We start from the raw sequence: 13,129 nt of genomic DNA on the forward strand, positions 1-13,129 counted from the left end.
TGCTATATTTTTTTCTTTCAGATAAGTTGTAGCCGACTTTACAAAGCAGTAATTATAAATTCGCTTCGTCTATTGGCTTGATGTTCTTCTTCGGTACATTGAACCCCATCTGAACATTTATTGACAAGTTGTGTCTCTCCGTATCCTTTTCCAGTCAAGCGGTCGGCTTTTACGCCATTTTTAATCAACCAATTAATTGTTGATTTTGCTCTTCGGTCAGATAAAGCTTCATTATATTGATGTGATGCTCTACTATCGGTATGTGAACGAATATCAAGTTTCATTTTAGGATACTCATTCAATACCGCTAATATTTTTTCTAAATCTATAGCCGCTTCGGTTCTGATATTGGATTTGTCCAAATCAAAGTAGATCATTTTTATACCAAAACAAACTCCTAGATCATCGCCAACAGTTACCTGGCAAATGCTTCTATCTAAAGCAATTGGCAAGCTGGTTTTTCCGTTATTTTTGGGAATAGTTATGGCTACTTCTTTAGTTTCATATTCTGCTTTTTCAGCTCGAACCTGATACGATTTACCACATTCTACAGAAAAAGAATAATTTCCTGAATCGTCTGAAATGGTAGTATTTTTAACAGCCATTTGATCGTCAAACAAAGTAACCTTAGTTTCTGGCAAAACTGCTCCTGTTTGAACATCGGTTATGACTCCATAAAGTTCCTGAATACAATTAAGTCTTCTAGTTTCTAAGAAACTATAGATGTCATCAGAACCATGCCCCCCATCTTTATTTGAACTAAAATATCCTTTTCGGGTCGTAGGGTCAATGATATAAGCAAAATCATCTTTGGGTGAATTAACATCTGAACCTATATTTTGAACATTCCTTATTTTACCATTTGAATCAATATTAGCAACAAAAACATCCAAACCTCCCAAACCGGGATGACCATCTGATGAAAAATAAATCTCATTTTCACTTGTTACATACGGGAATGTTTCTTTTCCTTCTGTGTTGATTGTATTACCAAGATTTTCTGGAGTACCATAGCCACCGTTCGAATTTATGCTGACTTTATACAAATCAGATTGTCCGATTGTACCTGGCATATCAGAAGCAAAATAAAGTGTTTTTTCATCGGGACTTAAGGCAGGATGCGCCACACTGTATGTATTGCTGTTAAAAGGAAGTTCAGTAATATTTGACCATTTATTATCTTTATCTAACGTGGCTTTATAGATTTTTATAAAGGTAGTCTTGTTCTCATCTTTTCCTTTTTTTCCATTGAGGTAATTATTTCTAGTGAAATAAACCGTTTTTCCATCACGTGTAAAAACGGGAGAAGCTTCGTGAAATTTGGTATTAATCGCAGATTTAAACTTATTTACTTTTGTCGATTTTCCGGTTTCAGCGTCAAGATCTGCATTGTAGATATTCGTAAAATATTCGCCGGTCCATTTATGTTTTCGCTGTGTAAAATTTCCGGTATCTCTAGCAGAAGCAAAATAAAGTTTGTTGTTGTAAACAAATGATCCGTAGTCTGAGTATTTGCTGTTTACCCTGGCATCTTCAATTTTATATCGACCAGAATTTGCTTTAATAATATCCAAATAATTGACATCTTCTTTATAAAGCTTGCCCCTATTATCATTTTTTGATTTCAGATAAAAATCATCCATAAGCGTATTTGCTTTGTCAGCCTCGCCTATTGATTTTAGTGATTGTGCATATCTGTAGTAATACTCTGGTTCAACGGCTGTATTCATTGCAAACAACTCGCCGTACCATTTTGAGGCGCCTGCGAAATCAGAATTAAAATAATAGGAGTTTCCTAGCTTTTTGAACATATCCTCAGACTTGTATCCTTTGTTGGCTACTTTTTCGTATGTTTTTATGGCATCGATATAGGCGTAGTTATCGTATTTTTTATCTCCAGAATTTACTTTGGCTTGCTGCGCATAACTGCCAAAAGAAAAAGTACTTACAGCTGTAAGGAAAAGTAGTGTATAGTTTTTCATGATACTTTTTTTTAGAAGAAACGAGGAGTTGTGATTTTGCCATTGTTTATGAAGAATTCATAGCGCAGAAATATTTCGTGCGAGCCAGAATTATAGTTCCTTAATTGGGTGGTTTCTTGATCGTATCCATAGCCAATATATAATCCATCTGTGATTTGAAATCCAGCCATGGCACTCACAGCGGCATCCCAACGATAGGCAACTCCTAATGTCAGTTTTTCAAAGAATAAAAAGTTAGCGGATACATCAACCTGAAGCGGCGCTCCCTCTACCATTTTTGTCAACAATGCTGGTTTAAATTTTATTTCCTGAGAAAAATTGAAAACATAACCGCCCATCAAGTAGTAATTTATTTTGTCTTTATAAATTGCTACATCATTGTCGTCATATCTGTTGGTCTGAATAAAGTTGGGGACAGACAATCCAATATAAGCTCGATCTGAATGCCAATAAATTCCAGCTCCTATATTTGGAGACACATCGCTGTCTAAGTTTTGAAATTGAGGATCACCTTGATTTTCAGGATTTAGCTTACTTGCGTCAAGATTAAAGACATCTACCGAGCCTTTAATCCCAAAAGAAAGTTTCCAAGTTTCGGAAGTCGGAATAGTATAAGATAAATCTACAGAAAATTCATTTTCATTTGTAGGTCCAATTTTGTCATTGACTAAAGACGCGCCAATTCCAATATTGCTATTGTTTATCGGAGTATTTACAGAAATTGTATTTGTTTTTGGTGCACCATCTAACCCTACCCATTGGTCGCGATGCAATGCAAAAATACTAAGCACGCCACGAGAACCGGCATAGGCAGGATTTATGTTTATTGTGTTGTACATATATTGCGTATACTGTGCGTCCTGCTGTGCATAACTGCCGCAATATCCAAATAGAAATATGTAAAAAAGTATTTTTTTCCTCATCTTTCAAATTTTTAAATTTAACATTAAGGCATGACGAATTAGTCATAAGAACTGACGCTCTTCAACAAAATCAATAAAATACATGTCTGATTAGTCAAATTAGTTCCAATAGCTTTATTGGAATCTTAAAGACTAAATCAAAGGGAAATGATAAAAATTACAGGAGTGTAATATCCGGTTTGGAAAATATAAAGCGTATCAACACTTTATTATAAGGCTTCAATTGGTTTGGCTAATAAAGAATCTTACATTTTAAGTACAAAATGACTCAAAAAAAGTGGGGCCAAAAATCGATGACAAACCAATTAAGTTTATCATGAATTGATTTATGATGGGGTAGGCAATAAAACTTAGGGCAAAAATTCACTTGAATAAAACTTATTTTATTGATCAGATAAAACAAGTCAGATAGTTCTCATATCATTTCTTTTAAAATGAGAACTGGTTAACAGTCTGCATTAAGAAAAAATCAAACAAAATAATTTTAAGATCTCTAAAGATTTAAAATTTGAGTAGTTAATCTACTCGCTCAATCATACTATTATATAAAATCTCTGATTACAAAAGTTGACAAACTTCAATAATAGTATTAAACCTCTTACAAATCTAAAACTTTTATATTGATAATCAACTATTTAGATTATTTTTTTTTTACACTTTAACACTAATGGCATTAAATCGATCTTTTTTATTTTTTTGTGCTTTTCAATTTTTCTAAAAACGTACAAAATCTCTACGGTGGTATCGTGGCACATTTAACATTCGGAAAAATGCGCCACAGAATTATACCTAAACACAGCAACCACAGAAATTAAGAAAGCTAACAACTCTTGTTTATTGAAGCAACCAAAACAAACGTATAACGCTTAATATGAGCTTTTTTAATTGCTTTTTAATCCAATAATAGATTCAATTGTTTTTGAATTATAAATTCAGTCCTTAAATAGATATAGCTGCAATGTTTTGTCTGCCTCTAAAATCTTCAAATTCTTTTAAACTATATTCCGGGCAAGCTCCTTCTTTTGAAGTAATAAAAGCACCGAGCGAAACGGCTTGCAGCATTATAGAATGAACATCATTTGTTATGGATAATCGTTTGGATAAAAGTCCGGCGAGGAATGAATCACCGCTTCCTACCGTATCAACAACCGTTATAGGAACAGCAGGGTATTGAAAAATAGCGTCCTCATTAGCATATAAAGCACCTTTGCTTCCTTTTGAAACAATTATTTCATCGATATTAAATTTCTCCTGAATATATTTAATGCTGTCACTTTCGTTTGTGTATTCTTTTCCAATTGATCCAAGAACAATTTTTAACTCAGCTTTATTGAATTTTGCGAGATGCGTTTTATACAAAAGTTCGCTGATGAGTTTGATATCATCATGTGGTTTTCTGAGATTAATGTCAAAAACATTAAAAGAACTGTTTTCAACCAACTCAAATAAGGTCTTGCGTGAAACACTATTCCGAGCAATCAAAGAACCAAATACAAGCGCATTTGCTGCTTTGACAAACTCAATATTCTTTTGGCTTGACTGAATAAAATCCCATGCCACATTTTCAGTAATCGTGTAATGCGCTTCATTATTTTCATCTATTTCAGCAATTACCGTACTAGTCGGGTGTTCTTTGATTATTTGTATTCCGTCTGAAGAAATATTCCAATTTTTTATTTTCTCAATAAGTTCCTTTCCCAACACATCCTCTCCTACACCACTAATCATTCTTGTTTTTATACCCATTTTAGATAAGTGATAGGCAACATTAAAAGGAGCTCCGCCGGCTCTTCGGTTGTTTCCTGGGAAAATATCCCATAATACTTCTCCAAAACAAACGACCTGAACTTTATTTTCGGTATTCATCATATCGATTTTTAATTATTAATATAAAAAATTAACAAGACCAAAAAGATCTTGTTAATCATAAATTACTTATTGTAAGCTGGTTTACGCCCTAAAAAGAGTATACCTCTACAGAAAACTGTAAAAACGCATGATTATCTACTGGATTCCACATCGCCCATAAACCCAAAGGCAGTTTATAGCCTTGAATCTTTGTGTTTCTCGAAAACATCAAACTTACTTCGTTTAAACCAGCTTTACTTGCAAAAAAGTTGCTTGTCTCATTTTCGCTATTATTCAGAGCAAAACTGTAACCAGCACGCCCGCTGATGCTTCATTTGCCGCTTTTCAAAAAAGGATACTCTACCGATACAAACGTAGAATATCTGTTTTCTGTGTTGGCAAGATTTCTATCTCTTCCAAAAACGACAGTGTTCCAACTCAACACTAAGGGGAACTTTTTACTAACTGTATAGTACGTTCTCAAATCCCAAAAACGTCCGGTTTCACTAGCATTATAATTGAAATATTCTTTGTTGTTATACGTCGCTTTTGGAGAAAAATTGTAGATATCCCACAATTCCGCAGAGAATTTCCCCGCTTTGAATCCTGCATAATTATTGAATTCTTTGTATGAACCATCAGCAGTTCCTCCTGCCCAAAATCCGCCGTAAAAGTGATCATACTCTAAATAAATATTTCCAGTATATGTCAATCCTGCGGCCACTTCTAACCCTCTCCAAAGATGAGAATTTCTAATCTGCAAAGCGGAATGAAGATTTTGGTTTATAAAATTATCTTTTATAGAATCGTTTTGAGCCTGAACATTTGTACACAAAAGAAAAATCGTTAATATTATTGTTTGTAAGGCTGTTTTACTTTTTAAATGGCTTATAGTTATCATTATTATTTTTTGTTGATTTTGACTTTTAATGCGATGCGTGAATTATTTCTTCTTGTTTTCCTGTGACTATTTGCCTGTCTTGGGTTCTAATTTTATAACCAAACAATGCATAAGACAGCATGAACAATTCACAAGCTACATTTAGCAGCCAAGTGTATCTCCAAGAGTGAAAAAAATCAGCTAAACCTCCTTGAACCAGTGTAAATACCGCTCCACCAAATACCGCTGAAACAAATATTCCAGAAGCCTTTGAGGTGTATTTGCCCAAATCTTTTATGGCAAGTGAGAAGATGCAGCTCCACATTGAAGAGTGGAATAGTCCTACAGCAACTAAATACCATAAATTTTCCTGAAAAATAGAAGTCAGAATAAGAATCGTTGCGATTGTCGTGGTTACTGCCAGCTGTACTTGGGCAGGAATTTTATTAAAGAAACTTGAGATTGCTCTACCTACAAGAAATCCTCCCCAATAAAGTGTTGATAATAATGCGTGAACACCGAAATCAATTCCTCCAATAATCATATCTTCTCTTCCGAAAAAAGTTATCGGATTTCCTGATTTAATTCTTTCTAAAGCATATAAATTGATGTTTGCACCAATTGCAACTTCTGTTCCCACATAAAAGAAGATCGCCATTACCCCAAGTGTAAAATGTCTGAATGAAAAGACGCTTCTCTCCAACACTTCTCCTTCTGCAACACGCGTATGAGGCAAATCTGGAATGTTTAATTTTTTGGTCAAAAATATAACCGCAATAATACAAAGTATCAAAATCGATAACGGCGTTATCAATTGTTTGATTTGGATGCTTTCGATAGAAATTCCGCTGAACATAATTACCGTAACAAAGAATGGAGCCGATGTTGTTCCGATAGAATTGATACCCGTAGTGATATTCAGTCTTTGAACAGGTTGCGTTCCAGGCAAATCATATGAAGCTATATACGGATTTACAACAACTTGTATCACCGCCGCCGAACAACCCATGATGTATGAACCACAAAGGAAAATTAAATAGCCATACGGAATTGTGACCGCGCCAATCGTTAAGTTAAAATGCGGAAAATTATGCCCTATTATTGTTGAAGTTAGATAAACTGAAAGTCCGAGCACGATAAACATCAAACCTCTTATGATGGTTTTCTTGTATCCGTACTTGTTCACCCATCTGCTTCCGAGCGTTCCGTTTACCAGGTAACCAAGAAAGAAAAAGAAGGATATTAAAGTGGTAAGTGTATTTTTTATATCACCTGCTTCCGTCAAAAAAGTTCCTTTTAGTGGTGCCTGCAACTGCTCGTTGATTGTCGTTAAAAAACCTACAATAAAGTAGATAAACGTAACAATAACAAAAGGCATTAATTTATTAGTTGATTTCATAATTTTATGGTTTGGTTGTTAAATAGTTTCTAATGTTTTTGCTATTCCGTTTGTCTTGATATTTTCTGCAAAAGCGCTGTACTGGCTCACAAAACGCTCATATGATTTCAATTTGACATTTTGAAAAGCAGACAACTCTAAAAAGTCTAGTACATTGTCGCTGTCGATTAATTTTTGATCATCTGGAGTCAACCAAGGTTCGTTTATTTCATAAGAAATACCTTTGTCATCTACTTTATATTTCAGGTAATGACGGTACGAAGCAATCAAGAAAGTTACCCTTGTTAAATCTTTGTCATCCTTTAGCATTTTGGTAAGATTCGGAACAACATAAACCGGAAATTTGGATATTCCATCAGAGCACAAACGGCTTATTTGATCACTTACGGCTTTGTTTGCAAATCGTTCGATAAGTGTGGTTTTGTAAAGCTCAAGATCTGTTTTTTCAGGCGCTGGAACGTACGGAGTAATGTCAATATCCATAAAATCTTTTAATAATTTCTTGAATATCGGATCGTGCATCGCATCATCTACTTTTCTGTATCCAAACAATAAAGAAGGATAAGAAAGCAATGTGTGAGAAGCATTCAGCAAACTAAGTTTCATGTTTTCGTACTTCGTAACATCTTGCGTAAACTCAACACCAACTTTTTCTAAAGCCGGTCTTCCTGCAGCAAAATTATCTTCGATAACCCATTGAATAAAGTCTTCGCAATATACTGGCGCTTGGTCGTTTAAACCGCTTTTTTTATTTAGAGATTCTACGTCAGCGGGCGTTGTAGCAGGCGTAATTCTGTCAACCATGCTATTTGGAAACGTTACATTTGTTTTTACCCAAGCAGCAAGATCTTTGTCTTGTGCTTCGATAAATGTTGTAAACGCTTTTTTGGTCACGTTTCCATTATGCTGAAGATTATCACAGGAAAGGATTGTGATTCCTCCATTTCCATTGGCTTTACGCTTTCTCAAACCTTCGGCAACAAAACCGAAAACAGTTTTTGGTTGAGATGGATTAGCAAGATCGTGCTGCACATTTTTATCTTCCAAAATAAATTCGCCACTGGCCTTATCTATATTGTAACCACCTTCAGTAACGGTAAGTGTCACTATTTTTGTAGCAACGTCTGCGATTTTATCTGAAATAGCATTTGGATTTTCTACTCCCCAAATTAATTCTACGAGAGAACCAATTTTAATAACCTCATCTATTCCGTTTCTGCCGCAAATTGTGAGTGAATATTCTCCGTCTTGGTTTTTCAGTTTTTTTACAATCGTTTCATCCGAAGGCAAAAGTGCTACGCCGCAAATTCCCCATTGCTGTTGCGTAGGATCTGCTAACAGTTTATTAATATAAAATTCTTCGTGTGCACGGTGAAAATTACCAATTCCAATATGTACTATTCCAGTCTGTACATTTTCTCTTTCGTATTCGTAATGAGTGACTTGTATTTCCATTTTTATATTTTTTATGTATCTTTTCTTTAATTTTAAGCTAATTTATAAGACAATAAATGAAAACGTTATAGTTGCGTTTCTAAAACAGCCTGCAAACGTTACCGCAAACGTTTGCAAAATCTGCAAACGTTTGCATGCAACAGAAATAAATTATTATTCTATATTTGTTTTTTTGTACTAAATTACACACGATTATGAAATCGAAACCCGTAACAATCAAGGATTTATCAAAACACTTATTTTTATCAATCTCGACAGTATCAAGAGCTTTAGCCGATAATAAAAATATCAGGCAAGAAACCCGTGATAAAGTTTTAGAAGCTGCCAAAGTATTGGGATACAAGCCAAATCTTACGGCAGTAAACTTAAAGTCAGGAAGAACTTTTAGTATAGGTGTGATTGTTCCTGAAATGATTACACCTTTTGCATCTCAGGTTTTAGAAGGAATTCAAGAAATTTTATATCCAAAGGGTTATCGCGTAATTGTAGCACAATCTGATGAAAATCCGGAGACAGAGTATAAAAACATTCTTCTTATGGAACAGTTTCAAGTAGATGGCATCATCATTTGTCTTTGTGACCAGACTTTAAATAATGATTTATATTTAAAAATTCAAAATAGCGGAATTCCTTTGGTCTTTTACGATCGGATTCCGAAGGATATGGATGTATCTCAAGTATTGGTAAACGATTATACAAAATCGCTTTTTATGGTCGAACACCTTATCGAAACAGGTAGAAAACGTATTGTTCACTTAAAAGCTCCTCCGTCTATATATAATTCTGTTGAAAGATTAAAAGGGTATCAGAAAGCATTGGAGAAACATAAAATTCTTTATGATCCTTCTCTGGTTATTCAAGCTGGACTAACTTTTGAAGACGGAATGAGGGCTGCGGCACATTTGCTCGAAAATAAAATCGAATTTGACAGTATTTTTGCCTTTACAGACACATTGGCAATCGGAGCAATGAATTATTTGCGTGAACAAAATATCACGGTGCCACAACAAGTTGCTATAGCGAGTTTTTCAGGAACAAAACTTTCAACGCTTGTTTACCCGCAATTGACTACTGTAGAACAACCTTTGGAACAAATGGGACGTACAGCTGCTGAGATTATACTCAAAAAAATAGCCAACAATTCGGTTATCAACGAAACCATAATATTAGATGCTGCAATCAAAATAAGAGCTTCAAGTGTGTCGTGTATTCCAGAAAAAAAAGAACAATTGTAATATTGAACCTCTTTCTTCTTCAATCAAACATTTATATATTTTCCAACTTAAAAGTAAAAAATAGAAGAAGGAAAAACAATTGGAAAATTAAAATGTAATATTCTAAATAATTAATATGCAGCTAATAAAACATTAAAAAAGAAGCTTCATCTCACTGCAAAAAATCCTAGTCAGAGATTAGGACTTTTTGTAGAATGGAACTAAAAATAAAAAACTGCAAATCCTAAGTAGATTGCAGTTTTTTTTATTTATCTAAGTATAAAACCGTTTTTCATTGGGTCTTTTGGATCTATCAAAAATGTATTTATGCCTGTCACAAAAGCTGTCCCTTCAACTTGTGGAATTACAGCTTTAAAAGGGCCAAATTTTTCCTCTCTAACAAGAGATCCTTTAAAAGTACTTCCGGTAATGCTTTCTATGGTAATAAACTCATTTAAATTTATAGCATTTCTAGCTTTTTCAATCGCAACTCTTCCAGAAACACCAGAACCTGTTGGAGAACGATCAACTTCTCCATCGGCAAACACACAAACATTTCGGCTATGATTTGAAATATTCATCGGTTCATCGATAAAAATAGTTCCGTATAAAAAGCTCAAATCTTCTTCAAATGGATGTTCAATTTCTTTATCACGATTCATTACGGCATGTTTTATGTCGACGCCATTTTGAATAATCGCTCTGTAATTCTCTTCGGTTAAACCAAAATTCAAACGTGTATTTTTCCTCAAATCCACATAAGCATAAAAAGCGCCGCCATAAGCCAAATCATAAACAACATCACCAATGCCCGGAACATTGACCACACGATCTAAACCTACGACAAAACTTGGCACACAATGAAACCTCACTCCTATTACTTCTCCATTTAATACGGTCACAAATGAAAAAATTCGGCCGCATGGCGCATCAATTTTTAATTCATTTTCACCTTCTTTTACTTTGATCCAATTCATTTTTGCTGCAAGAGTACTTATCGCAATAATCGCATGACCACACATGCTGCTGTATCCTTCATTATGCATAAAAAGAATTCCAAAATCTGCATCTTCATCGTTTGGCGGAAGCAAAATACAGCCATACATATCAGCATGACCGCGAGGTTCAAACATCAATGCAGTTCTTAAATAATCGTAGTTTTCTTTTATATCTCTTCGGTATTCTAAAACGGTATTTCCTTTAAGCTCTGGAAAACCAGAAACAATTACGCGCAAAGACTCGCCACCTGTATGCATATCGATTGTTTTGATTTGCAGTACAGAGGCGTCTGCTTTATAATCTATATTATTACAAATATTTTGGTAGGTATTAGACATTTTTTTGTGTTTTTAAATTATATTCTTCATAAAAATATCCTGCTGCAACAAGATCTTCTAAAGCATGTCCAACAGACTTAAAATAAGTGATTTCGGTATGCGAAGTTCTGCCTTGCTTTGTATTGCTGCACAGTTCAAACAAATCTGCTTTGATTGTTTCTTTGGTGATAATTCCACTCGTAAGCGGAATCAAGATATCGCCGCTTTCTTTTAGTCCGCCCTGGTATGTATCAAGAAAAAGACTTGATTTTAAGACTGCTTCGTCATCGGCCTCACGCATGTCCTTTTTATATGCGCCAACAAGATCTAAATGCTGTCCTGGTTTGAGCCATTTACCAAAAACAAGCGGAACGGGCGATAAAGTTGCTGTCGAAATAATAGCTACTTGAGAAATAACTTCTTCTATTGTTGGAACTGGTGTACAGATCAGTGAAGAATTTTTGAATGCATCGCACACCATTTGTGCTTTTTCTATAGTTCTTCCCCAAACGTAAACTTCTTTTATAGGCCTAACACTTGCATGCGCTTTAATTAAATTAATAGCCAGCGCTCCTGTACCAATCATTAGCATAGACGAAGCATCTTTTTGCGAGAGGTAACTGCTCGCTAAAGCAGATGTTGCCGCAGTGCGTTTACCTGTCAGTGATTTTGCTTCTAGAATTGCTTTTATATTTCCTTTATGCCCATCGAGATAAATGTAAGTTCCTTGAATTGAAGGCAAGTCATATTTACCATTATTAGGACTTACAGTGACTATTTTTACTCCTAAATCTTTACCCGCCTGAAACGCTGGCATTAACAATAGTGTAGAATCTTTACCTTCTTCTGGATTAGGATAATCATGATGATGACGCATAGGCACTTTGATGTCTGGGGTCGAAAACCCAGTCCGAAGCCTTTCTATAAGTTCTTTAAAATTGCATTTTTCTTCAATGAAATGATCTGAAATAAATTGTATTGGTTCCATGTATTTTGTTGAAATTTCACTAAAAATAGAAGATTATTTTATCGCAATACTATTTCACCTACAATCAGATAATATAGGTCAAATTAGGGTTAATATAATACCAATTATCTACTTCGTTAATATTGTTCATTGGATAGAAAATCAAAAAAAAATTCTATTGAAGTAGTCTTCAATTCGAAAAGCAGAATAATACATACTAAAAAAAGTAAATCTACTTACTATGCCATCAAAGTTAGTTATACAAGTTTTTTTTGTTATTTTAGTTTTATCAATACCTTTCAAAAAGCCAAATTTTAATAATTATCTCAAAAGAGAATCAAATGAACCTGAATTTTTATCAGCCTAAAAATGAAACTTTAAAAAAATATATTGAGGGATATTACTTTATTTCAAAAGATAAAAATTCAGGATCTGTACAATATTTCACTTTCCCTAATAATTTCTGCATTTTAACCACAAATGAAGATTTAGACGTTGAAGTACAAAACAACGAAGTTATTATAAAGTCATCGCCAATAAAAAACATAATGACATGTGTAGTTTCTCGTTATACCAAACCAATGAAAATACATTATAAAGAGCTTATAAATGAAGTTACTATTTACTTTAAGCCATTAGGAATAAGTCAGTTTTTACCCAATTCAAAAAATATTTTTTCAGAAGGAACTATTTTAGATTTTACTTTCATACCTGACTTTAATGATAAAATGATTGAAATTTTCAGTCTACCCAAAGACAGACAAAGTCAGGAACTTGAAAATTATTTGCTTTCTAAATTACAAATCAAAAAATTTTCTTTAATTGAAAAAATACTTGAGGCCATTGAAACTGATGAGAAGATTGAAGAAATTGCACAAAAGCACCAAATAAGCAGGCAATATTTGAATAAAATATTCACAAAACACATTGGTAAATCGCCTTCAGAATATCGAAAAATACACCGCTTTAGAAATTCAATTCTTAAACAGAAAGAAAGCAAGAATTTTTCCGAATTATCTCAGTATGATTTTTATGATCAATCTCATTTTATTCGCAATTTTAAAGAATTAACTAATAGGAATCCCCAAATATTTTTCAAAAACATAGATACAGAAAAAGAAAATATTTGGCTGTTTGTCTAAACA

General features: G+C 34.0%; 10 protein-coding genes. 2 read left to right on the top strand and 8 right to left on the bottom strand.

Annotation, left to right across the window (positions count from 1 at the left end; all coding sequences use genetic code 11):
• Window positions 1-38: 38 nt before the first annotated feature.
• From OZP10_RS01185 to OZP10_RS01210, 6 genes are all read right to left on the bottom strand, one after another.
• Window positions 39-1,982, bottom strand: a complete 1,944-nt coding sequence (locus OZP10_RS01185; protein ID WP_281633140.1) for an OmpA family protein — start codon at window positions 1,980-1,982, stop codon at window positions 39-41.
• Window positions 1,983-1,993: 11 nt separating this feature from the next.
• Window positions 1,994-2,905, bottom strand: a complete 912-nt coding sequence (locus tag OZP10_RS01190; protein WP_281633141.1) for a PorP/SprF family type IX secretion system membrane protein — start codon at window positions 2,903-2,905, stop codon at window positions 1,994-1,996.
• Window positions 2,906-3,844: 939 nt separating this feature from the next.
• Window positions 3,845-4,774, bottom strand: coding sequence for a carbohydrate kinase family protein (locus OZP10_RS01195; protein ID WP_281633142.1), 930 nt, complete (start codon window positions 4,772-4,774; stop codon window positions 3,845-3,847).
• A gap of 310 nt (window positions 4,775-5,084) precedes the next feature.
• On the bottom strand, window positions 5,085-5,654 hold the full coding sequence (locus OZP10_RS01200) for a hypothetical protein (protein WP_281633143.1): 570 nt from the start codon (window positions 5,652-5,654) through the stop codon (window positions 5,085-5,087).
• A 25-nt stretch (window positions 5,655-5,679) separates the two neighbouring features.
• Window positions 5,680-7,032, bottom strand: coding sequence for an MFS transporter (locus tag OZP10_RS01205; RefSeq protein ID WP_281633144.1), 1,353 nt, complete (start codon window positions 7,030-7,032; stop codon window positions 5,680-5,682).
• A gap of 18 nt (window positions 7,033-7,050) precedes the next feature.
• The gene (locus OZP10_RS01210; protein WP_281633145.1) at window positions 7,051-8,487 is read right to left on the bottom strand and encodes a mannitol dehydrogenase family protein; all 1,437 of its coding nucleotides are present in this window, start codon (window positions 8,485-8,487) and stop codon (window positions 7,051-7,053) included.
• Between the two features lie 194 nt (window positions 8,488-8,681).
• Between OZP10_RS01210 and OZP10_RS01215 the strand changes: the two genes are divergently transcribed.
• Complete coding sequence (locus OZP10_RS01215; RefSeq protein ID WP_281633146.1) at window positions 8,682-9,722, top strand: LacI family DNA-binding transcriptional regulator; 1,041 nt, start codon at window positions 8,682-8,684, stop codon at window positions 9,720-9,722.
• Window positions 9,723-9,970: 248 nt separating this feature from the next.
• Here OZP10_RS01215 and OZP10_RS01220 read toward each other — a convergent pair whose 3' ends face one another.
• Together OZP10_RS01220 and lhpI are read right to left on the bottom strand one after the other, a co-directional pair.
• Complete coding sequence (locus OZP10_RS01220) at window positions 9,971-11,038, bottom strand: proline racemase family protein (protein ID WP_281633147.1); 1,068 nt, start codon at window positions 11,036-11,038, stop codon at window positions 9,971-9,973.
• Window positions 11,031-12,005, bottom strand: coding sequence for a bifunctional Delta(1)-pyrroline-2-carboxylate/Delta(1)-piperideine-2-carboxylate reductase (gene lhpI / locus OZP10_RS01225; RefSeq protein ID WP_281633148.1), 975 nt, complete (start codon window positions 12,003-12,005; stop codon window positions 11,031-11,033). Before lhpI ends, OZP10_RS01220 begins: the two co-directional genes overlap by 8 nt.
• 320 nt (window positions 12,006-12,325) lie before the next feature.
• Here lhpI and OZP10_RS01230 point away from each other — a divergent pair, with 320 nt between their 5' ends.
• The gene (locus OZP10_RS01230) at window positions 12,326-13,126 is read left to right on the top strand and encodes a helix-turn-helix domain-containing protein (protein ID WP_281633149.1); all 801 of its coding nucleotides are present in this window, start codon (window positions 12,326-12,328) and stop codon (window positions 13,124-13,126) included.
• Window positions 13,127-13,129 lie beyond the last annotated feature (3 nt).

It is taken from the genome of Flavobacterium luteolum (assembly GCF_027111275.1).
GTDB lineage: Bacteria > Bacteroidota > Bacteroidia > Flavobacteriales > Flavobacteriaceae > Flavobacterium > Flavobacterium luteolum.